We start from the raw sequence: 22211 nt of genomic DNA, 5'->3' as shown, positions 1-22211 counted from the left end.
GCAGGAGCCCAGCCACAGCAGTTCGAGTACGTTGCGGTCGGTGATCGGGCCGTGGGCGTCGGTTCGGGCCAGGGGGCGAGGCTGGTGTGGTGCCAGTTGTCGCAGTTGCGGTGGGGGTGAGGTCCACCGGTGTGATCTCCCGGCCGCTGGTGGTGATGTCGTCGAGGGCACCCCATCGCACCCGTAGGGTTTCTCCCACCACGCCCTACAGACCGGTCATGGAGCGGATCCGGACATGGACCATGTCCAGGCCGTGGAACAGGTAGCGCCCGAGGATGTCGAACTTGACTGCGACGCTCTGCGAGACATGGCAGATGGCGCTTCCGAAGGGCTGGTCGGGGACGTCGAGAGGCACGGTGTGCGCGTCCACGGTTGTCATGCACCCGCCTGGCGGGCGTCGCGCGCAGCCGTGGGCCGCGTGCCGCAGTCGGGCCACCGCTGGGGTGCCGGGGTGGGGACGCGGGGAGAGCCGGTGCCGTTCACCCCTAACGCGGCGCGGGCGGTCACGTGTCCCATCCTTGTGGGTGGAGGGTGTGGGCATAGGCGCGCAGCTGGGCTACGGTGTGGCTCTGGTCGGGCAGATCCACTCCAGAGGTCTCCAGGATCTCGGCCGAGGTATGGATCTGCCCGACCAGGAACTCGGCCCGGCTGGGAAGGGCTGGCGCGCCGTCGACGCCGTGGTTGCGGATGCATACGGTGATCAACAGCATGGCCGTGTACTCGACGGTGTCACTGCCGAACACGCCGTCGACGGTGACGGTGATCGCCTCCCCTGCGGCTTCCTCCCGGGCCTCACGCTCCAGGACCGGGGTGAGGGGAATGCCGATGAGGGTGGCAACGGCGGCGGGGCGGTCGGGCCAGTTGGCCGCCGCCGCGCGGACGAGGTCGCCGAGCGGGGGCGGGGGAGGGCGCGGTCGGCAGGGTCGAGCGACCAGGGCGGCAGGGGCGGCATCGGCGGCGATGCCCGGCGCGGCCAGTGCCCGGATCTCCTGCATGGGGTTTCATGTCCTTTCGGCACCGGATCCGGCACCGTGGTTGTCGGGGGCGTCGGGTTCGACCAACCCAGGCCGGTCGAGGCCGGGCGGTTGTGGGTGGTGGGCGCACGTGCGTGTGCCAGCGCAGAGTGCCACCGCCCCACCGCCCAAGAGCCGTCCGTCATCCGCGCTGGTGGGTGTTGTCGCAGCGTCAGCGCAGCCGCCACTGCGCGTCGTCGGTGTCGGTGATCTCGTCGCCGTACAGCCAGGTGGCCAACAGCGGTCGCAGCGGTTCGGCTATCGCCCGGTCGATCTGGGCCAGTGGCACCCCGGTGTGGTGTTCGCGCCGGTGATGCGCCCAGACGGTGAGTACACCGACGAGGGCGTCGGCCAGCGCACGGGTGGGCGTGCCGGGCGGGTAAGCGGCTTGCAGCGCGGTCAACATCCGGTCGCTGTCCGACAGCGGGGTGCGCACCTGGTAGTAGTGCAGGTAGGGCAGGGTGATCTCGACCGTGGTCTGCGGTTGTCGCCCGGCGAGCACGACGCGGTTGTTGCGCGTGTCTCCACCGCACTGCACCACCCAGACCTGCGACCAGTCGGTCCAGCAGCGGGTGATGCCCTTCATCATCAGCTCGGGCAGCCGGGCGCGGACCTGCTGTTCGAACTCGCGGCGCAGACCACTGCCGATCAACGCGTTGCCCAGGTCGCCGACATCGCGCACGTGCAGCTCCCGGTAGGGCGGGACGAACGCGGACACCGGGCCGGGCATCACCGCACCTCCGGAACGGTCGCGGACTGCGTGGGAGTCGTCCGCCGCAGCGCCAGCGCCTGCTCGATGTGGCGGCGCGCTGGCGGGGTGAGGCCGTCGAGGTCGGCCGCAGTCCAGGCCATCCGCAGCACGGCACCAGCGCCGCGGTGGGACAATGCCCCGATCCGCAGGGCGTGGTGGATCGGGGCGTCCACCGCAGCGGGCAACGGCCGGGAGTGCAGTACCTCCTCGGGCACGGTCGCGTTGGTGAACACGGTGTCGGAGCCGGACGCGGCCTGACTCCAGCGGGTCGCGGCGCGGGCCCGTGCGCGCAGGACACGGGCGCGGGCTTGGGCGCGGACGCGCCCGATCCGGTCCCGATCGTCCTCGGGCGGGAGCATCACAGCCCGGGGGGAGGCGAGCCGGAGCCGGATGTCCAGGGTGTCCAGCAGCACCGGGGCAAGCAGGGTCCGCAGCCCAGGGGTGCGAACGCAGGTGGCGAACAGCTGGCCGAGGGCCGGGTAGCGCAACTCGTGCCCGCCGTGGGCCAACCGGACTTGCCGGTCCAGCAGTGCCCGGCGCAACGTCTCGAGCGCGAGGGGTGCGAACCGGTCAAGGTCGCAGGCCACCAGCACGCCGTGGTGGGCGCGGCTGACCGCGCCGGGCACGCTGCCGCCGACCAGGGTGGCGAGCGAGTCGCTGTGGTGGGCGGTCACCATCGGCGCTGTAGCAGTCAGGATCGCGCCGTCCTCGCGCGGGCCGGTCAACGACCGGATCGCGGCGAGCTGGAGCTGCTGGTCGGGGGTCAGGTCGGGCAGCAACTGATGCAGCCACTGCGCGACCAGCAACGTGCCCGAGCCCTCGACGGCGTCGAGCAGTAGGTGGTGCCCGCCAGCGGCAGCGACTTCCACCGCCTGCAGCACCGGGGTGGTCAGCGCCCGCCACGGCGGCTGTGGGGTCTCGGCGACCAACCCGGTGGGCACGCCGGGCCGGTGCAGGGCTGTGTCGGTGCCGCGCAGCCAGTCGGCCACCTCGCTCAGGGTGCGCGCGCCGAGCACCTCGACGCCGTCGACGAGCACGGCTTGGCCCAGGGCGTCGGCGGGCACGATCACCCGGTGCAGGCCGTGCGCGCGCACGGCCTGCACCGCGGGCAGCACGCCGCAGGTGGGGCGCAGGCTGCCGTCCAGACCGACCTCGCCGAGCACCGCGGTGCCGGCTAGCCGCCGCGCACGGACGCCCAGGATGACGCAGAGCGCCGCGACGGCCACGGCGGCGGCCTGGGGCGCGGCCTCCGATGGGCCCAGGTGCACCTCGATGTGCCGGCTCCGGTTCGGCTGGCCGGAGTTGGCCAGGGCTGCGTGCACTCGGTCGCGCAGCTCGCGCTGGCTGCGGCCGTTGCCGCCGGTGAGCAGGATTTCGGGCGGGCCATCGTCGGCAGTGACGGTGAGGGTGGACACCTGGCCGGTCAGGCCACGCAGGGACACGGTGTGGACGGTAGACATGACGAACTCCCCAGAGGTGATGTTGTTCGGGGTCAGCCCGGAGCACCAGGGCTGAGGGGGCGAACGCCCCATGTCGGGGCTTCGTCCGGGAGTTGCCGCGGTGTCGCGCGAGCCGGTCGAAGGCCTCGCTGGCACATTCCTGACTCGGCCGAGCCCGTGCTGCTCGGGGGAGCCCGGGAGTCGGGTGAGGGCCATACCGGGGTCCCGCTGGTGCTGCTGCAGCTGTGCGTGGCCGGTCAGCTCGCCCGGCGGGCCAGGCGGTCCGGGTCCAGGATCAGCACGCTCCTGCCCTCCAGGTGCAGCCAGCCGCGCTGGGTGAAGTTGGCCAGTGCCTTGTTCACCGTCTCGCGCGAGGCTCCGATCAGCTGGGCGAGCTCCTCCTGGGTCAGGTCATGGGTGACCCGCAGCAGCCCAGCCTCCTGGCTGCCGAAGCGCACCGCCAGCTCCAGCAACGCCTTGGCCAGCCGGCTAGGCACATCATTGCGGATCATCCCGCTCACCATCGAGTTGGTCCGGCGCAGCCTGCGCGCCAGGACGCGCAGAAACTGCTCGGAGATTTCCGGACGGTGGGCCATCCACTGCCGCAGGGCAGGGCGGTCGATGCTCAGCACCTGCACCTGGGTCACAGTGGTGGCGGTGGACCCGCGGGGGCCGGGGTCGTGGATCGACACCTCGCCGAACATGTCGGACGGGCCGAACAGGGCCAGTAGGTGTTCTCGGCCACCGGGCGTGGTGCGACTGATCTTCACCTTGCCGGACCGGATGACGTAGAGCCGGTCGCCCGGCTCGCCTTCGGAGAAGATCACGTGACCGCGGGGGAACTCGGAGGCCTTGCCGACGATGTTCAGGGCGGAGAGGATCGGATTGTCGGCGGACAGGCCGGTAGTGGACATCATGGACTCCTGGTGGGTCGACCGGGCGTGGAGGGCGGGTACGGATCAGTGATCCGGCATGCGGTGGTCACCCCGATGCGCTGGGCGGCTCGGCCATGACGGCGGTGACGGCCAGAGCGAGGGTGCCCGGACCCGCGTACTTGCTGTCGACCTCGTCGTGGCAGGAGCGGCAGACCACGCCGCCCTCGGCCATGGCCGAGCCCTTGCCGCTGGCGTGGCAGCACGGGGTCAGGGCGATGAGGTACTCGGTGCCGTCGTCGTGGTGGATCGGGTTGTCCGGCTCACCCAGCGGGACAAGCAGATCGCCGTCGGCGTCGATGCCGCGAACCCGATCAGCGACCCTCGTGTGGACGGCGATGCGGCGGCCGTCGACGAAGGTGAGTTCCACGGGGTCGGCGGAGTTGGTCGGCTTCACGATCGGGGACCTTCCGATGTCGGCGGTGAGGACGCGACAGGGTGGCCGGTGCCCCTCCGACATGTGGTGGGTCACCGGCCGTCGAGCTGGGGTGTCGGGTCAGGCCAGGGAGGCCGCGTAGCGCATCGCCTGGTAGTTGATCTCGATGGCGCCGCCGTTCATGGCCACGGGGTGGACGCCGCGGCCGGCCAGCAGGCCAGCTTCGTCCGGGTCGGCGGCGTAGTCCCAGCCCTCGCGCTCGCGGACGTCAGCGTAGATGTGGTCGTGGCCGTGTTCGCAGGTGTGACCGCGGTCGTCGGGCAGGTGCCAGGACAGCCCGCCGCACTCGACGACGTACTCCTCGCCGTCCTCGTGGTTGAAGCGGGCAACCAGCCATCGGCACGCCCAGACCTCGTCGGCCAGGCAGCAGGCGCGCACCGCGTCAACGCTGGCGTGCACGACCGGCTTGCCGTCGGTATGACGGCTGCGGTTTCCGCAAACAGGCATGGGTTCTCCCATCTGGTGGTGGTGCGTGGACGGGCGGGGCACCAGCGGGAACGCCACCGCGCGGAAAGGGGGCGCAGGCTCGCGCAGCGACGCCGAAGGCTCCCTTGGAGCGCGGCGGCGTTCCTGCTTCCATGTCCCCGTCTACGCACCACCACCAGACAGGGCTCCGTTCCTGGGCACTACTGGTTTCGAGGCAGGACCATCCAGGTGCTCACCGCAGGTCGTTTGGCGGCCGGTGGTCGCACATCGCGGGCGGCTGGTTCATCCCTCCTGTGGAGGGCACGCCCGGCGAACCATCTGTCGGTGGCGCAGGTCGAGCAGGGCGTCGTCGACGGCGGCGTGATCCACGGGCTGCGGCTCGCCGGTGACGGTGTGGTCGGTGGGCGACTTCGGGCAGGGGCACGGTGTCGGTACGGGGACATGACGGCTCCGAGTTCGAGGGTGAGGAGTCGGTCACGAAGAGTGGTTACGCAGCGTGATTGCCAGCGCGGATGGGCGCGGCGAGGTGCGTTGCAGGTGCAGATCGACCAGAAAAGCCAGGAACGGCAGCGACGGTGGGTAGCGATGCTCGCCGTGCAAGGCCGGGTCGTCGGCATCGGTGGGGATCTCGCCGTCGACCGTGACCTGCCAGTGGTCGCCGCGCGGTCCGTAGGGAGCAGACTCGACGCGGGAGACAACAGTGACCAGCCGGTTCTCGCGAGTATGCAGTCGGGCAGTGACCTCGACGCCGACCGGCAGGTGCGGCGCGACGCCGAGGGCGTCGTGCGGGTGACGGGCCACCAGTTCGCGGTAGTGCAGGGCCAACGGCGCGCCGCCGAGCCGGAAGTGCAGCTCGACCAGGTGGCCGCGGGCCCAGTCCCAGGCGCCGCACTCGCCGGCCGCGCCCAGGCGCGGGATGTTGCACTCGACGTCGTTGGGGAGCAGATAGCAACGGCTGGCGTCGTACGGGGTGATCCAGCGTGGTCGGGTGGTCGGACGCAGCGCGGCGGCGGTCGACACGGCACCTCCTGGCGGGTAAGGCGGCGGTAGGCGGGAAGCGGCCGGCGGACGATGGTGTAGGCGTACAGGACTGCCGGAAGCACCGAACTGCGCGGACTCGGCCAGCGGCCAAGGCGTGGCAGGCCGATCGGGTGGTCGCAGACTGGATTCGGGTCAGGTGTGGGTGCCTTGGCTCTATTCCGGGTCGGTGGCCAGGGCCTGCTCGACCAACGAACGCAACCTCTCCGGCGGAAGTCCGGTGTCGAGGGCTTGACGGATCAATCGGGCGAGACGATGGTCGGGAGCCGCCGCCTGCGCGTGATCCAGTGCCACGCTGCTCAGGACTCCGTCGCCGCGCAGGTAGGCCGACACGGCCAGTAACACGGCCGGTTGTGCGCGTTCGGGGACAGGCGACTGCCGGGTCAGCTCCGTCCACAGCCGTTCGGCTGCGGCCGCCTGGTCGGTGACTGCGAACCCGAGGCAGGCACTGTGGACTTCCAGGTCACCGAGGACGTATACCAGTTGCGCGACCTCGGTGTCGGTCAACGCCTCGGTGCGCAGGCCGGCACGGGTGACGTGATCAGCGACCAGGCGGTAAGCGTCCGAAGCCGCAGGACGCCCGGCGGCGGCAAAGCCGAAAAGCAGCATTTCGCAGCGGTGCAGAACCTCCTGGGGTGCTGGCTCCAACGTCGCGACGAGCTCGGCTCGGCTGGCGAAGGTCCGCTGGCCCTGTATCGCTGTGGCAGCCGCTGCCAGGGAGCACGCGGGGTCGGCGACGGTGCCGGTCCGGGAGGGATCGTGGTAGTTGCCCCATCGGGCGCCCTCGGCGATGCCGGTCGTCCAGAAGGCCGCGACGTCGACGCCCAGTTCGGCGAACCTCCGCGCGATCGCGTTGATCAATGCGGCATGAGGTGGGGCGTCATCGTGGTGCTGATGCTGGGTCGCGACCAGGATCAGGATGGCCTCGCCCTCGGCGTGACCAATCAGGGTGTCGAGAAGTTCCCCGGTCGATGCCGGTTCGGCGGCGACGTCGGAGATACTGTTGCAGCACAGGGTTTTGATGATGACGCCGTCGCGGACGAAGTTGATCACCAGTGCGTCGTGGGGGAAGTACCCGATCAGGTACGGGATGGTGGCGATGAGATCGCCGGGGTCGTCCACCCGGACCGTCTGCTTCCGGTCGAAAAGCGTGTGTCCGGACGGTGGCGGATTCGACGACGAGTCAGCGATCACTGTGGTCTCCTCGGGGTTCGACGTGAACGGGTGGACTGGGCGGGACTGCGGACTGAGTCAGCGCGGGTGGGGCGGGCCAGGAGCCCGTGGTGGCCGGTTACATCGGGGTGGTCGGGCCCACGCAGAGAGGCAGGCGTGGGCCCAACCACCTAGGGGGTGCGGCGATCACGCCGCCTGCTGGTCGCAGATCTGCTTGTCACCGGTGGTGACAGGGGCGAGGTGGGGCCACTTCTCGTGGTCGAGGGCGGGGTCGAGAACCACCTGCTCGATGTGAGAGAGGGGGTAGCCCAGGGCCTGCAGCAGCTCGATGTAGAAGCGGGTGTCGTCGTTGGGCGAGCGCCAGCTGGCGTCGGCGGTCTCGGTGTACTTGGCGTTCCAGTGCGCCTCGCAGGCACCGACGACCTGGGCCAGACGGATCAGGACGGCCTGGGTCTCGGTGGTGGTCTTGCGCCGCAGCAGCACCGCGATCGGGTTGTTGGTGCGGCGGTGATCCTTAGGTTCGCCCAGCTTGAGCAGGGCGCAGGCGTAGGCGTGCGCGTGCCCGGACTCAGCGAGGTAGTCGCTGGCCAGCACGGGGGCGAGCGCGAGCCAGTGTTGCAGGCGCGCTGGCAGCGCAGTGGCCTTGCGCTTGCGCCAGTCGGTGAAGTACTTGGTCAGCCACTTGCGGCGGGCGATCTTGGCATCGCGCCACAGCCGGTTGTTCGCGGTCGCGCGCTTGCGTTCACCGGTCTGATAGGCGGCGTCGCGTTCGGGCTGCGGCGCAGCCGGTGCGAAACGCAGGACGTGGCCGTGCGCGGCGTGGTCGGTGCAGACGTATCCGACGTCGGTGGTCGACCGGAAGGGGATGTCGATGACGTAGGCCGCGTGACCGGGGCAGCCGGCGTGGTCGGCGGCGGTGAGGGCGTGCTGGGTCTGCTCGTCGGCGAACAGCCGGGACAGGGGGACCACGCCGTCGGCGGCGGGGTCGACGATCGGCACACCCTCGGCGCGCAGCCGGTCTTTGGCGGCCGCGATCCGCACCGAGGCGAGGGTGCGGTGCCCGTACGCGACGTAGTTGAGGCAGTACTGGGCGACCTCAACCTTCAGCTCGCCATCCACCCACACCGAGACTGCGCGTCCTGGGCAGCCAGCGTGCCCCGCGGGGTCCAGCGGGTCGACGCCGTCGCCGACGCACAGCTCGTCGAGCCGCTCGGTCCCGTCGGGCAGGTCGTCCTCATCGTCGACCAGCACGTAGCCCAGGTCGGTGAACTTCTGCGTCTCCTGAGCCAGCATGGCTCGCTGTTCCCGCTGGTCGCGCAACTGCTCGATCTTCCACTGGAACTGATGGGGGCGGGTGGTCAGGACGTCGACGAGCACCTGGTGGGCGTCCTCGTCGTCGCCAAACTCGGCGAGCTGGGACAGCAAGAGCATGTCTGCGGTGGGCAGGGCCTTGCTTGCGGCCCGGGTGCGAGTGCTGGCGGCGACGGCGAGTCCGGCCTTGATCTGTTCGTCGGGCAGACTCAGCTCGCGGGCGATCGCCTCGGTGTCCATCCCTTCCAGGGCGAGCTGGCCGTAGAGCTCGGCCTCCTCGACCGTGGTGTAGCCCTTGCGGTGGATGTTCTCGATGCCCTGAACCACCAGCACCTCCCGCCTGGTGCCGGGTGCGTGGACCAGCAGGTCGACGGTGAGGTCGGGGTTCTCCCGTTCCTTGACCGCAACGGCGGCGGCGTGGCGGTGGAAGCCCACGAGCACCGCGAGGACGCCGTCGGGGGCCGGAGCCACGTTGATGATCGAGACCTTGGGGTCCACGCCGTGCTCGGCGACGGAGGCCACCAGTTCGGGCCGCGTCTCGCGGATGTCGACGACCACACGGCTGTTGCCGTCCGCGCGCAGCCCCCGCGGGTCGACCCCGTGCAAGACGAAGGGGTAGACGGTCGGCGTGTCGGTGGTGACCTGGTCGATGGTGATCAGGTCGGGCACGTTGCTGTGATGGGCGGTGTCGAGGGTAGCGGTCATCGCGTTGGCCTCATTCCAGGTGTTGCGGGCATGGCAATGCCCTGACGTAAATGCGGGAATGTGTTGGTGTTGAAGGTGAAGTGGCGCTGTGTCCGGTGAGTTGTGGGGCCGGTCTGATTCGGTGGTGCGCCTGCTGTGCGGCTCTTCCGGGGTGGGGGTGTCCAGCGTTTTCTGCTGGACACCCCCACCCCGGTGGAGCACGCTGGGCGGCGCCCACCGGACCTACCGGGCCCGCACGTTCGAACTGGAAACGTGGTCTCGGGCGGGATCGCGGCGAGAGCCTCCCGGCCTCGGTGTGTCGCCTGGGTGATGCGGTCATGGCGGATCGGTCGACGGGTCAGTCGGGACCGGTGTCCGGAACGCTCGGGCCGATCGCGTCGAAGGTGGCGAGGGTGGTGGCATCGAGTTCGCGCGCCGGTATCCAGCGGTGGTCGTCGTGGTTGCGAAAGACACGCAGCACCGACCCGTCGAAGGCGTACAGCCACCGGTAGAGCCGAACGGGACGGTCGGACAGGCGACTGGTGATCGGGTGCATGGCCGCCCCGGCAAGGCGGTAGCCGATGCTGCAGTATGACTGGACGTTTTCGGCGGTGAATGGAACATGCTGGCCGGTGTCCAGCTCGTGGCCTGCGGACTAGGGGTTGTGGGACTCCCAGTCGTGATGCAGGATTTCCGTCACCAGCGATCGATGCCTCCGTTGTGATAACGGTGCAGGACCTTGCCCAGTTCGGGCATCTGGATTTGGGGGGCACCGGCTCGGTTGCACGGTCGGGTGGTGTAGATGTCCCTTGCGGGAGCGAGTTTCCCGATCAGGGATGGAGGTGACATGGTCGTTTCTTCTCGTCGGTTCCGACGTCGCACTGGCGGCTTGGTCCGACAGGGCGAGGCCGGGGCCGCATCCCCGACGCGGTCGCCGCTAGCGGCCGTGGCCGCTTCGGAGCGACTGCGAGCGGCGCAGAGCGGCCAGCACTTGGCGCTGGTAGCCGATGCCCGGAGCCGTCTGGTAGGCGTCGCGCAAGGACACTTTGTGGCCGTGGCGACGCCGGATCAGTGCGACGGCGTCGCGTAGTCGGACCAGGTACGCCTTGGGCAGGAAGACGACGACCTCGGTGTCGTATCCGGCGAGGACGGTCGCGAACTGATCTGCCAGCCGGTGGGCGTCGACCGCGCTGGCGGAAGTCATCGTCTGCTCGTAGGGTTCGATCTCGGTGTCGGGATCGAGCAGTCCGTACCGGGCGGACAGGATGAGAACCTTGGTAGTGGCGCCCGCGCTCGCGGCGAGGACGGCTTCGCGTTCGGCGGTGGCGAAGCAGTACCGGAACATCTGTCCGATGTAGAGCGATCGGGCCGGGGCAGGGGTGTCGAGTTTGGCGCGGCCGCACGGGACAACGAACACCAGTTGCCGGTTTTCGGCGGGTGGCGTGTCGCCGATGGAGTGCTCGCTGGTCGTAGCCGTTCCTCCTCTGCCGTAAGGTGCTGCGGGCATGGCGGTGACCTGACGTAAGTGCGGGAATGTGTTGGTGTTGAAGAGGGAAGCGGCGCTGTGGCCGGTAACTTGTGGGGCCGGTCTGATTCGGTGGTGCGCCTGCTGTGCGGCTCTTCCGGGGTGGGGGTGTCCAGCGTTTTCTGCTGGACACCCCCACCCCGGAAGAGCACGCTGGGCGGCGCCAACCGGACCCACACGTTCGAACTGGAAATGTGATCTCGGGCGGGAACGCGGCGAGAACGTCCTGGAGGCACTTCGGCTGACCAAGGCCGCGCTCCGATGGATCCACCGGGGACAGAATGTGCGGCTGGGTGCATATCGGGTCAGCAGGATTGCCGAGGTCGACGGGGCGCGGAGCCGGGTTCGGCCACCGCCCGCGCCCGCCCATCCGGGGGGTTGTCGTGGACGATGCCGACAACCCTGGATATGCACACCCGTTCGGGGCGTAATGGGTGCTGTGGCCTACCAGTCGAAGATGGGCAGGCCGTTCAGCTGAGGGCCGTCGGAGTCGAACAGCACGTAGGAGCAGTCGTTCCTCTGGGCCAGTTCGACGATCGGCACGAGTTCATCGGGCCAGTCGATGTCGCCGGCGGCGGCCTCGTCGGCGGGGTCGGGTACGAACAGCAGCCAGCCGTGCCGCAGGTTGTGTGCGATGACCCCCTCGTGGTCGTCGAGCTGCCGGCAGGTCTGCGCGCGAAGGTGGCTAGTAGACAGGTCGAGGAAGGCGCGGATGGCAGGCTTGGTCATAGGCGGATCCAGAAGTGGTTTCGGGTAGGCATTTGTAGCCCTATTGATGGATGGCGAGGTCGATGTCGAGTGAACGGTGAAGTTGCGTGGGTTCCCTGGCGACAGTCGACGAAGATCCAGAAGTGGTTGGCTGGGGTTCCGTCTCGGCCACCGCGGTGCTGCGTCCGGTCGATGCGTTTCGGATAGGGACGTTGGCCTGGCAAGTTCGACGGGATCGGGTGTCGGTATCGCGGCAGAGGCAGCCGCTGGGTACCGCAGTGCTTCGACCGTCGTGCTCTGCAGCGATGGGGGCGTGCCGACCTCATTCGTTGGTGCGCAACCGTTTGTCCCAGCAGTCGCCAACCCAGCCGTTGTGATGCCGGTGCGCGGTGGCTGGCAGGAGCTCATCTCCGCAGAACGCGCACACGCCCAACTCGACGTCGATGCCATGGTGGCGCAGCACCTTGGCGATCTGCGCATCGGTGGGATACTCGTCGAACGACTCCTCGGCGAGCACTGTGTCGTCGGCCAGGCTTACCAGGTCGTAGGATCGGCCGTCGATGCCGTTCCAGACCAGCTCGCGCACGACGTACTGCTCTCCGACTGTTTCGAATGGCTCGTGGTCGATTTCGCGGACCACGACACTTCCGGGTCGTGAGCTGTTCCCCATAAGAATCAACATCTTTCGGGTGCGCAGGCTGGACGGTCGACGGATGCAAGAATCGCCGACCGGCGACAGGATTCACTCGCTTCATACGGCGAGAAGGTCCAGTTGTGTGGAAGGTTGTCGGTCCGCCGTCGCCCCGGTTGGAGATGCGACCGACCACGCCGAGGTCGGGTGCATGAGTTCGGCGCTGTAGGCCACGCTGCGGTCTGTCTCCAGTTTGTTGAACCTGGTGACGGTGAACGAGCAGGGTGCCTCGATGCCGGTGTGTACCCAGCGGGTGCGGGCCTCGGCCCGGACGGTGCTCACAACCCCCCGGAATCAGGGAAATTCGGGCCGATGAACCGGCCTGGGACGGCGCGAAGGCCCGGCACGGTTCACGGGAACCAGCGCCGGGCCTTCTGTACCGGGGTGAGGCGGACAACAGGGCCCGCAGTCAGCCCTTGACGACCTCGCAGCAGCTCAGCGGCACACCGGTCAGGTCGTAGGAGGCGCGGCCAGCGAGGTGGCCGAACTTGGTCGAGGAGAACGCCAAAGTATCCGTCGATACCTTGTCCAGGGTCACCGTCGCGTGCGGCTTGCCGTGGCCGCGGACGATCTTTTTCACGACGCCTGACAGGCCGTTGAGGTACTTCGGCGAAATGTCGCGGATGGTCACCGTCGCGTTCTCGGTGACCTCGGCCGCAGACTTCTCACGCAGGACGCCGTGGCGCGACTTGACCGCCTGCGTGATGCTCTCCAGAGCGCTCTTGTCGGCGTGCTCCAGCACGAAGCCGACGACATCACGCAGCTCCGGGACTATGGTGGGCATGCGTAACTCCTTGTGGGATAGAGGGAATCGGAACCGTGCCATCAGCGCATCCGGGCTACTCCGCCGCCCCCCCCGGCGGTGCGACTCGCTGCGGCGGGGGGCGCCGGTGCAGAGTGCGGTGCCCCCGCCGGGTGCGGGACGCGCCGCGAGTTCGCGCGAGCAGGTCCCGGCACCGTGCGCCGAGGCCCTACCAGACAGGCGGGTGTGGGGAACGCCGTGGCGCAACCCCGGTGCGCCGGGACTTCAGGAACTGGCCCAGCCGAAGAACAGCCAGCCAGCCACCACGGGCGAACTGGTAGTGGTGACGAGGTCGTCTCCGGCCAGGACACGCCAGATGGCGGCTCGACCGGTGAGGATGCCGGAGTCAGTCGATCAGCAGGTATGCGTCCCATCCGGAGCTCGGTTTGGCGTGGCCGTGACCTCCACCTGCTCGACGATGTCCCTGTTGTCGTTGACGATGGCGTCGTTGGTGGTGGCGATGTTGACGGTGGTGTCGCGCTCGGCGGCGGCGTTCGTGGTCGTCGTTATAGCTCTCGTTCGATGTGTTGTGGACATGACAGTGCTCTGATGTGAAGGAGAAAGTGTTGATGTGCAAGCAGATTCGAGTGGATGTCGGGGCGCTGTGGCCACCGAACGGATCCGATGACGCGCCTGCCGCGCGGCTCCGCCGAGGGGATGGAGTGTCCGGCGCTTTTTGCTGGACACCCCGACCGCGGCGGAGCACGCTGGGCGGCACCCCACCGGGCACGACGGCGCCCAGGTCTCCGGGGTGTCGAACGGGTCCCGCTGAGGCGGTCTTGTGCGTGGTGTCCGGGTGAGCCGGGCAGGTCAGGCTGGCACGATCACTGATGCTTTGTGCGCCAACTCGTCGGAGAGGCGCCGCAGCGTCGTGAAGCCGGGCTCGCGACCTCCGGTTCCCCTCCCACTCCAGGGCGAGGTGCTGTCGTACCAGTTCGATGAGTCGTTGCCCACGACGTTCGATCACTTGCGGTCGGCGTCGAGCACCTCGGCCACCGCGAAGGACTGCATCTTGTAGCTGTCGCGTTCGATCTGCACCCGGAAGGTGTGCTCACTGCGGCGGTAGAAGCGGGTCAGGGGCTAGCGATGGCGGTCCGCGTCGGTATTGGCAGTCTCGTGGAGCTGGGTGAGGTCGTCGACCGCGTCGAGCCAGCCTCGGATGACGGTCAGCGCGTTGAAGACATGACCGGGCCGGTCCTGCGGAGACTGCTCCTGGTGGTCGGCCTGCTCGGCGTCCCAGTTGTAGTCGACGACGGCGGCGATGGAGGCGACGATCTCGGGTGGGGCGATCCTGGCGGACTGTGGGGTGTGGGACATGAACGTTCTCCGGGTCGGTGTGAAATGGAGTGCCCCGGTTGATTCGATTCGGTGGTTGCGTCTGCGGAGGCGATTGATCGGATTGCCGACTTGTCTGCAAGTCGATGAGGAATGACATGTCGTAGTCAAACCGCTCGGCGAAGCCACCTGGTCGGTGGGGCACACTCGGCAGGCGGTGCCGTCGGGGCTGTGGGGCAAGCCATCTCTTTTGGTGGCTTGCCCCACAGCCCCGCGGCGCCGCAGAGTGTGCGTGTCCCACCGACCAGGTGGTCGGAGCCTGCGGTGCTCCTTGAGTGGCGGCCAACGTGTAAACCGGTACGGCCGGCAGATGCTGCGCAAGCAGATCGCAATAATGCTCGCTAAACTATTTCTGGATTGAAAGTGTTCGCCATCGCGCTGCGAGGGTTATTGCGACCATAACGCCGAGGGCACGGGTGACGAGGTGCGGACAGTTGCGGCAAGCTGATCGCCTGGGCCACCGCCACCGGCCGGAGCTTGGTGCTCCTGCCCGAGGCCAGCACCCACGAGGTCGCCGCCGAGGAGGTCACCGCGCGCGTGCTCAACCGCCTGGTCGAGGAATCCCGTCGCGCCGGGCACGACCTGCTCTCCTCCCCGCCGTACCTCCGCCCCCGCAGGCACGAGCGTGGGCGAGATCGTCTCCATCGACGCGGTCACCCGCCAGAAGCGCCACTACTTGCCGGTCGTCCTGCTCGCCCACGCTGCGGCCGAGTTCGACGAGGTGCGCCTGACCCTGGTGATCGACGCCACCAGCACCGTCCACGACCAGGTCCTGACCGAGATCGGCGCCGCCGCCAAGCTGGGCACCAGCGTGCGCGCTCCACTGGGCGAGCCCGATCTGTCCGAGCACCTGCGTGCCCGCCGCGCCTCGCACGAGAGCGTCCGCGTCCTGCAGCGCCGCGTCGACGCCATCCCAGCCCACGAACTGCCCGACGACGACGGGCGGGCGGTCTCGGCCGCGACCCGCGACAGCGTCACCGCACGCGCCGAGCTGAAGGCGCTGAGCGTGCGCAGCGTGCCCGTCTTCGAGCACCGCGAACTGCTCCTGCACGCCCTGCGCCAGGCGAGCGAGCGGTTCCGGCTGGTCACCTCGAACGTGCGCGACGCCGTGGTGACCGAGGAGTTCGTCGAACAGGTGGAGATCATGCTGCGCCGACCTGGCGTCACCGAGCACATCGGCTACGGGCTCACCGCCCTGGACAGGGACCGCGAGAACATGGCCGTCACGCGCCTGAAGACCCTGGCGTCCCGCTGTCCCAACCTGCCCCTAGCCCACGCCGAGGTCGAGCACCCCCATGCCCTGATCTTCGGCGACACCTGGATCAACAGCTCGTTCGACTGGCTCGGGCACCTCGGAGGCGACCTGGTCTTTCGCCGCGAGGAAGGCACCCTGATCCGCGGCGACCAGGCCGCCATCGGGCAGCATCTCGCGGTGGCCCGCGCTGCGGGACTGCTGGAGCGGGACCGGCAGACCCCGACCGCCAAGGCGCGGGCGCTCTACGACCGGTACGGGCTGCCCGCGCTCCCGCCGGGGCACGCCTACCTAGCGTGGGCGGGATCCCCTGGTCGACGCCGTTCTAGCAGACCTGGCAGACATCGGGACGAGCCCGCTGCAGGAGAACGCGTGAACTACGGGGAGCGCACGCCCGCTTGTGAGCGGGCGGGCGGTGCGCGGCGCAGGCGCGAACGCCTGGCACACCTGGACGGGCATCCCGGCGCAGTGGGCGTCGATGGGCAGCGAGAGAGCGGGTTCGCGCGGGCGGTGAGCGGCATGGAGTACCGGGCCGCCCTCCTGCGTGCGGAGGGCCGCCTCGCGTCGCCGGGCGAGACCTTCCGCTCGGAGGGGACATGACCTACGCCCATGCTCCCTGCGAGGCTGCGGGAAGCGTGGTGGCACCGCCGCACACGGCGCGGTTGCCGCGATGACCGGCATGGTCGGGGCGGTGGCGCAGCCGACGCACGACACCGACAGCGGATACAGAGGAGCGGCGGACGATGGGCTACAGCTACTACGCGGTGGACACGGGTCTGGCGGCGGTGGAGCGGTGGGCCGGGCACGAGACGGGACTGCACATCGGCTGCGCATCGGCGCACTGGGAGTTCCTGTTCCGCGCCCACCCGGACGAGGGGCTGGTGGACTGCGCGGCATGGCGTGCCCTGCTGGAGCGGTCGGGGGTGAGGATCATGGCCGAGTCGGGCTACGAGGTGCCGCTGGAGCAGTTCTGGCCGGAGGCGATCCTGCGCCCGGCGCAGGCTCCCGGCGGCCACCACGCCATGAACTCCTGGAGCGACCAGTGGCGCGCCGACAGGCAGCCGACGGGGCGGGAGCACTGGACCGACACGCATGGACACCCCTTCGAGGCACGCCCTTTCACTGAGTAGCGGGCAAGCCCGCCCGGTTCGCCCGACGCGCCCGCTCCCGTCGAGATCACCGACCCGGCCGGGGCGGGCCTGCCGAGAATTCGCCACGTCACCCGAGGAACGATGAGCGATCAGCAGCACGTCGACACCGACACCGCTGACGCGACCGACGCCGACGACCGCACCGCCGAGGGCGGGACGAACACGCCCCCGCCCCGCTGGCCTTCCGGCGCGGCGACGAGAGGCGGAAGGCAGCACAGGCGGACGAACGGCTGTGCGAGTTCTGCTGGCGCCACCACCGCAGGCCCGCCAGCCGAGGGGGGCCGCACCCGCGGCACTGCGCGACCGTGCGGGGCCAGGACTGCCGGGGCAAGGAGGTCACCTGCCAGCGCCTGGACGAGGTACACGACCTGTGGCTGGCCGCCTACGGCGGCACCGGCCCGACGGCCGACCTCGACGTCGCAACCCAGGCCCGCCACCACACCGACCTGCGGACTGCCGTCGAGGCGCTGTTCGCCGCGCTCGACCCGATGCGCGGTGACCTCACCCAGCTCGACCAGCGCCTGACCGGCGAGGTCGTCAAAGCCCTGGCCCACGCTGAGTTGGCCGCCGCTGAGGCCGAGCAGGCCCGCCGCGAGACCCGGAAGGCCAACGCAGCCCGCGAGCAGGCGCTCAAGGACAAGAAGGCAGCCGACGAGGCCGCCGCCTATGCCAGTCGGGGCAGGGGTGCGGCGCCGGTGGAGCGCGACGAGGCCAAGGCAGCCGCGCGGACGGCGGCGACGCGGGAAGCGGACCGGAGAAAGCGGGCCGACGACCTGTCCACCCTGTTGCAGGAGGCCACCAAGACCAATGCCGACCAGGTCGGCGTCATCGGTGAGTTCACCGGCGCCAAGAACCAGCTCATCGCCCAGGTCGACAGGATGGGCGAGAAGATCACCGAACTCGAAGGCCAGCGCGAACGCGAACGCGCCACCGCCACGGAGCAGGCCGAGAAGGCGGCCACCGCCGCGCAGAAGAAGCTGGACGACCTGTGCGAGGCGCACACCCTGGCCCTGGAGGCCCAGCACAGGCAGTTCGCTGGCGAGCACAAGGCCGCCGAGCGGGAGTTGGCCGGGACGATCGTCGAACTGAGCACCGAGCTGGCCACGGCCAAGGCCGACGCCGAGCACAACTGGCGAGCCGCCGTCGAGGTGCGGCGCCTACGCGAGAGGCTGCTCGCGAGCCTGGCCGCGAACGGACCGGACGGCGACCTCGCGCAGCTGCGCGACCGGGTCACCGCGGCCCTGGGCGAACCGGACGCGGACGACGAGCCGATCACCTCGGAGAGGTAGGCACCCGATGACCAGGAGCAGAAGCAGGCACACCCCCCGTGCGCCCCGTACACCTCGGGAACGCGCTCCGCTGCGGCTGCGTGTCGAGGGCGCGGTTCCCGAGCACGTCGCCGCAGTCCTCCACGCGGTGGATGCCGTCCTGGACCTGCCGCGCCCGCTCCCCGAACCGGCGCTCGGACGCAAGGGCGACTACCTCGTCTACGTCCTCCCCGCCGGTGTCCTTCTCGACGCGGTGGACGCGGCCCGCACCGCAGGCCCCGCCTGCGCCAGCGACGCCGTCGTTCCGGCGGGGCGGGTGCCGCAGTTACCGCCGCTGATCAGCCAGCAGTGGTACCCGCTGCGCCCCGGCGACGTTGTCCTGCACCACCCCGACACCAGACGAGTCGGCGCCCGCACCTACCTCGCCGAGTCCGTCGAGCACGTCGACCCGGACGGCTGCACCCGACTGCGCCTGGTGTCGGGCAACCCGCCACCCCGCCCCACTGCACCCGCCGACGAGCCCGCGCCCGTCGACCTGGACGCCCTGTTCGCGCCTGACGACGGGCTCACGAGCTTCGGTGCCCTGTGGGCCAGCTGCGGGCCCGAAGACCTGACCGTGATCCGCGCTGGCCGCGCCGTGTTCGACCGGGCCGGTGGCGCGGAGGCAAGGAGCTGAGCAGGCCCGCAACGCCTCGCCGCCGTGCGACTGCGTCGCCATTACTCCGGTGACGCCGACGTCGACTCGCTCGCGGGACTGTCCAGGACAGGACGAGGCACCTTCGTGTCGAAGCGGGACCACGCCCCCGCCGACGTTGCGGGGTGGTGGCCTTGTGGTGGACCGCGCCCGATGGCGGGTGGGCGCGGTCCACCCGCCATCGGGCGCGGGGAGCAGCAGACCTTGTCGCAGTAAAGTCGTGCCGCCGCGTCCCTTTCCGCTGGCGTGGGGCGTGGGGCGTGCCGGAGACCTCAGGGGCAGACGAGCATGACCCGCAAGGCCGATACACCGCCTCAACGAGCGTAAGAAGCGACTGCGCGTTAACCACACCATCGCCGAACACGCCTTCGGCTAGGGACAGATCGGTGCCGATGACTCCTCCGACGGCTGTCCCCACCACCGATGCGGCCACAAGGGGCGCGACCGTGACATCGCTAACGAGGAAGATTATGTGTCCATGTGTGGTGCCTCGGGCTGTCGCTGCGCTCGACCGTCGTGGGCCTGGGTCTGCGCCGATTCCTTTAGACGGGGGCGACGGCATCCACTACTTCACAGCACAGTGCCGAGATGGTGCCGCTGAGTTGCTGCCCGTTCCATTTCCAACGGAAGCTGCCTGAAGGGATTCCAGTTTGTGCAGGATCATCAAGCTGTCTTACGCAGTCGCAGTACGCTCTGCATGTCGCGTTCGACGAGTTCGAGGGCGTGCCTTCGTCGTCCACGACAGGTAATTTCGATGTCTGGGGTGGCGAGTACCTTGGCATTGCAGGTAGGCATCGCACATGTACCTAGGTACCTCAGTTCGTGATTCCCGCAGATGATGGCCTTCCCCACACGCAGCGAGGCGGGTAGCAACACAGTTTCGGTGCATACCGGGCATGGTCCGGCGTACGAGGTACGTCCTGCGGTCGCTTTGGCCTCTCCCGCAGCACCCCAGACCGGGTCGGCCATTCCGCCCGCAGGAGGGGACAGCACGGGCGTGGGAGCAGTGCTGGTCCGTGTGACGGGCAGGGAGCCGTCCTGACCGTTCATGTGCGTGCTGTCCGATCGTCGGGACGCAGGCTTAGAGCCTCGTCGGGGGAATCATGGAATCAGCAGGCTAGCGGATCACAGCAGGTCAATCAGTTCGCCACTATGGCCGGTACGCACGAATGGAGCAGCAGCCCGGCTTGTCTATGTGCCCGGTCGGTTCAGCGCACGGGCCGCCACAGCGCGGTCGGGTCGTCGTTGACCAGTGAACGAATCCGCAGTTGTAGCTGGTCGGCGTGGGCAGGGCTGTCGGCGGCCAGCCGCAGATACGCGCCCAGTGAGTGCAGTTCCCCGATGGCCTGCAGCACTCGCACTTCCTGCTCGTGGTGCGTGCTCGGGCCGTAGGCGCCCCAGAACAACCGGCGGTCGCTTGCGTCGGGGCGTGCGAATCGGCCGGGGAATCCGGTGGGGAGCAGGTCCAGCACGCGGGGGCCGAGGCAGGCGCCGTCCCAGTCGATGAGCAGCCACCCGTGCCCGGTGGGCAGCAGGTTCTCGGGGTGGGCGTCACCGTGGACCAGGGCGTGGTCTGTGCGCGGGAGCTCTTCCAGTTCGTTCCGAAGCAGCCGGGCCTGCTCGATCAGCCATCGCGTGTCCTGGGGGGTGAGCACCGGGTGCTTGCGTGCGGCGTCGACGGCCAGCGCCTCGTCCAGGCGGTGCAGCGGTCGGTAGGAGGGCACCGGGATCGTGCTGGGCGGGGCTGGTAGGGAGTGCAGCCTGCGCAGCACGGCCGCCACCTGTTCCGGTCCCGGCTCGCCGAGCGGGGGTCGGTAGGGCCAGAGCGTGACCACGGCGCCTGGGACGAGGACAGGGGCGGGTGCGAGCGACTTCAGCGGGGGCAGTGCGATCGGTGGTTTCTGGGTGGCGAGCCAGCGGGAGAGTTCCACGGCGGTATGGGCGCGTTCGCGGCGGGTGGGAGTGTCCGGTGCCAGGCGTGCGACCGCGTCGACGGCGGGTAGGTGCCAAACGGCGTTGGAGCGGCGGTGCAGCAGACGAGCGCCTCCAATGTCGATCCCGAGGTGTTCGCCCAGCAGTCGCAGGTGCGTGGGGCCGGGGAGTGTCGCGTCTGTTGTCGACGTCGGTCCGCTCACTGCGGGACGGTGGTCGTCAGCGCGGTGTCCAGTCGGAGGCGCAGGTAGGCGATGTGGGGTACCGCGGTGCGTCCGGTGGTGGCAGCGCGCAGGTCGTGCAGGCGTCGGCGCACGCGGGGTGCTCCGAGCTCTAGGACTGCGGCCGTGGCGGTGAGGCCGGTCTCGATGGCGGCGGGGTCGCCGCAGTGCAGTTGGGCTTCGGTCAGGCCCAGGCTGTTGACGGTGCGGGCCCGGCCGTAGGCGTCGGGGTAGGCGTCGACGGCTCGGCCCAGGTGCAGGCGGGCGGTGTTCGCGTGGTGCAGGCGGTCCCGGCGGGGCAGGCCGGAGGTCTGACGGGAGAGCAGTAGGTGGCAGTGCCCTGTCATCCCGGCGATCTCGGCGGTGTCGAGATGCCGGGTCCACTCGTCGGGTTCACCGGCGTCGAGGTGGCGTAGGGCCTGCTCCCAGGCGCGGTCGACGGCGTCGGCATTGCCGAGGGCTGCATGGCACCAGGCGCGGTGGGCGGCCAGGTGGGCCAGGGTGGCCTCGGTGCTGACCTGTCGGGTCTCGTGGGCTGCGGTCTCGACCAGGACCAGTGCTTGTCCGGGATCGTTCTGGTGTAGGGCTTCGTGGGCGCGGCCCACGGCGATGGTGACGGCCAGGTCCGCGCCGCGCGGGTGGTGCACGCCACGCACCAGCTCCTCGGCGTCGGCCCACAGGGTGCGGGCGGTCGGGTAGTCGGCGGCGTCGTAGGCGGCCCAGGCGGCGGTGTGCGCTGCGGCGGCGACGGCCAGGCGCAGGCGGTCATGCGCCTTAGGGGATGCAGGCAGGGCCAGCCTGCCTCGGGCGAGCGCGTAGTGGGCATACGCGTCGTGGGCCATGTTTCCGCCGCCGGCCCGGAACGCCATGTGACGCAGCACTGCGGTAATTCGCTCGACAGCCTGCACCTCGTCAGTGCCCACGGTGCGGACACGGTGGTGGGGTACTGCGAGGCGCTGCTCGTGCTCAGTCGGAATGCCTGCGGGCAGCACTGCCATCACGCCCAGGTGCAGCATGCTTCTGCGGTCCACGCTTTCGTCCTCCTCCGCTGGGGCAGCAGGTCCGCCGCTTTGCACGGTACCCAGGCGGAGCAGTCCTTCGGCGAGGTCGGCGGGTATCGCGAGTATCCGGATCATCCGGTCCAGCACGGACTGTGCGGACTCTGCGGGCAGTTGGCGCGCACCGGTCTCGACGTGGGAAAGCGTGCCCTGGCCTATTCCCAGCTGCTCGGCCATGTGTTTCTGCCTCCAGCCCAGTGCCTTGCGGGCTGCGCGCAGCGTCGGGGCGGGGTTGCCGCGCAAGAGGGAGACACGGATCTTCGGGGTGGTCCAGAAATCTTCGGGCAGCGGTGGCGTGTGCATCCTGCGCTCTCGTGACGTACGGAGAGCATCACCCTACTGGTCCAACGCTGTGACGTAGCCGCATTTGT

At 69.6% G+C, this 22211-nt stretch carries 23 protein-coding genes; 4 read left to right on the top strand and 19 right to left on the bottom strand.

Annotated features, from left to right (window positions below; translation table 11 throughout):
* Positions 1-205: 205 nt before the first annotated feature.
* The 17 genes from LV78_RS27495 to LV78_RS27415 form a co-directional block, all read right to left on the bottom strand.
* The gene (locus tag LV78_RS27495) at positions 206-379 is read right to left on the bottom strand and encodes a hypothetical protein (protein ID WP_253848543.1); all 174 of its coding nucleotides are present in this window, start codon (positions 377-379) and stop codon (positions 206-208) included.
* Positions 380-503: 124 nt separating this feature from the next.
* Positions 504-995 (bottom strand): hypothetical protein, encoded by a 492-nt coding sequence (locus tag LV78_RS27490; RefSeq protein ID WP_253848542.1) that lies wholly within the window; start codon positions 993-995, stop codon positions 504-506.
* A 190-nt stretch (positions 996-1185) separates the two neighbouring features.
* A complete protein-coding gene (locus tag LV78_RS27485; RefSeq protein ID WP_253848541.1) occupies positions 1186-1743 on the bottom strand; it encodes a hypothetical protein in 558 nt (185 codons plus the stop codon).
* Entirely contained in the window at positions 1743-3224 is a 1482-nt protein-coding gene (locus tag LV78_RS27480) for an ATP-binding protein (protein ID WP_253848540.1), read from the bottom strand. Before LV78_RS27480 ends, LV78_RS27485 begins: the two co-directional genes overlap by 1 nt.
* Positions 3225-3460: 236 nt before the next feature.
* Entirely contained in the window at positions 3461-4117 is a 657-nt protein-coding gene (locus LV78_RS27475) for a Crp/Fnr family transcriptional regulator (RefSeq protein ID WP_308208764.1), read from the bottom strand.
* A 67-nt stretch (positions 4118-4184) separates the two neighbouring features.
* Entirely contained in the window at positions 4185-4532 is a 348-nt protein-coding gene (locus LV78_RS27470) for a hypothetical protein (protein WP_253848539.1), read from the bottom strand.
* Positions 4533-4631: 99 nt separating this feature from the next.
* On the bottom strand, positions 4632-5018 hold the full coding sequence (locus tag LV78_RS27465; protein ID WP_253848538.1) for a hypothetical protein: 387 nt from the start codon (positions 5016-5018) through the stop codon (positions 4632-4634).
* A 453-nt stretch (positions 5019-5471) separates the two neighbouring features.
* The gene (locus LV78_RS27460; RefSeq protein ID WP_253848537.1) at positions 5472-6017 is read right to left on the bottom strand and encodes a hypothetical protein; all 546 of its coding nucleotides are present in this window, start codon (positions 6015-6017) and stop codon (positions 5472-5474) included.
* A 174-nt stretch (positions 6018-6191) separates the two neighbouring features.
* A complete protein-coding gene (locus LV78_RS27455) occupies positions 6192-7229 on the bottom strand; it encodes a DUF4192 domain-containing protein (RefSeq protein WP_253848536.1) in 1038 nt (345 codons plus the stop codon).
* Positions 7230-7394: 165 nt separating this feature from the next.
* On the bottom strand, positions 7395-9224 hold the full coding sequence (locus LV78_RS27450; RefSeq protein WP_253848535.1) for a ParB/RepB/Spo0J family partition protein: 1830 nt from the start codon (positions 9222-9224) through the stop codon (positions 7395-7397).
* A 337-nt stretch (positions 9225-9561) separates the two neighbouring features.
* Positions 9562-9759: a hypothetical protein gene (locus LV78_RS27445; protein WP_253848534.1), complete on the bottom strand. Its 198-nt coding sequence runs from the start codon at positions 9757-9759 to the stop codon at positions 9562-9564.
* A gap of 381 nt (positions 9760-10140) precedes the next feature.
* Positions 10141-10710, bottom strand: coding sequence for a DUF6884 domain-containing protein (locus LV78_RS27440; protein ID WP_253848533.1), 570 nt, complete (start codon positions 10708-10710; stop codon positions 10141-10143).
* 462 nt (positions 10711-11172) lie between these two features.
* A complete protein-coding gene (locus LV78_RS27435; protein ID WP_253848532.1) occupies positions 11173-11457 on the bottom strand; it encodes a DUF5983 family protein in 285 nt (94 codons plus the stop codon).
* A gap of 301 nt (positions 11458-11758) precedes the next feature.
* Entirely contained in the window at positions 11759-12022 is a 264-nt protein-coding gene (locus tag LV78_RS27430; protein WP_253848531.1) for a hypothetical protein, read from the bottom strand.
* 514 nt (positions 12023-12536) lie between these two features.
* Entirely contained in the window at positions 12537-12911 is a 375-nt protein-coding gene (locus LV78_RS27425; RefSeq protein ID WP_253848530.1) for a hypothetical protein, read from the bottom strand.
* A gap of 372 nt (positions 12912-13283) precedes the next feature.
* Positions 13284-13466 carry a hypothetical protein gene (locus LV78_RS27420; protein ID WP_253848529.1) on the bottom strand — a complete coding sequence of 61 codons (183 nt, stop codon included), beginning with the start codon at positions 13464-13466 and terminating at the stop codon, positions 13284-13286.
* 543 nt (positions 13467-14009) lie between these two features.
* Positions 14010-14246, bottom strand: a complete 237-nt coding sequence (locus LV78_RS27415; protein WP_253848528.1) for a hypothetical protein — start codon at positions 14244-14246, stop codon at positions 14010-14012.
* Positions 14247-14889: 643 nt separating this feature from the next.
* Between LV78_RS27415 and LV78_RS27410 the strand changes: the two genes are divergently transcribed.
* From LV78_RS27410 to LV78_RS27395, 4 genes are all read left to right on the top strand, one after another.
* On the top strand, positions 14890-16116 hold the full coding sequence (locus LV78_RS27410; protein ID WP_253848527.1) for a phospholipase D-like domain-containing protein: 1227 nt from the start codon (positions 14890-14892) through the stop codon (positions 16114-16116).
* A 143-nt stretch (positions 16117-16259) separates the two neighbouring features.
* Complete coding sequence (locus tag LV78_RS27405) at positions 16260-16646, top strand: hypothetical protein (RefSeq protein WP_253848526.1); 387 nt, start codon at positions 16260-16262, stop codon at positions 16644-16646.
* A 326-nt stretch (positions 16647-16972) separates the two neighbouring features.
* Positions 16973-17956 carry a hypothetical protein gene (locus tag LV78_RS27400; RefSeq protein WP_253848525.1) on the top strand — a complete coding sequence of 328 codons (984 nt, stop codon included), beginning with the start codon at positions 16973-16975 and terminating at the stop codon, positions 17954-17956.
* Between the two features lie 7 nt (positions 17957-17963).
* Positions 17964-18611 carry a hypothetical protein gene (locus LV78_RS27395; RefSeq protein ID WP_253848524.1) on the top strand — a complete coding sequence of 216 codons (648 nt, stop codon included), beginning with the start codon at positions 17964-17966 and terminating at the stop codon, positions 18609-18611.
* Between the two features lie 1226 nt (positions 18612-19837).
* Here the strand turns inward: LV78_RS27395 and LV78_RS27390 are convergent.
* Together LV78_RS27390 and LV78_RS27385 are read right to left on the bottom strand one after the other, a co-directional pair.
* Complete coding sequence (locus tag LV78_RS27390) at positions 19838-20764, bottom strand: phosphotransferase family protein (RefSeq protein WP_253848523.1); 927 nt, start codon at positions 20762-20764, stop codon at positions 19838-19840.
* Complete coding sequence (locus LV78_RS27385) at positions 20761-22143, bottom strand: helix-turn-helix domain-containing protein (RefSeq protein WP_253848522.1); 1383 nt, start codon at positions 22141-22143, stop codon at positions 20761-20763. The genes LV78_RS27390 and LV78_RS27385 overlap by 4 nt, the downstream gene beginning before the upstream one ends.
* Positions 22144-22211 lie beyond the last annotated feature (68 nt).

Origin of the sequence: Actinosynnema pretiosum (assembly GCF_024171695.1) — a bacterium.
GTDB lineage: Bacteria > Actinomycetota > Actinomycetes > Mycobacteriales > Pseudonocardiaceae > Actinosynnema > Actinosynnema pretiosum.
This window is presented reverse-complemented; position numbering and strand designations above follow the sequence as displayed.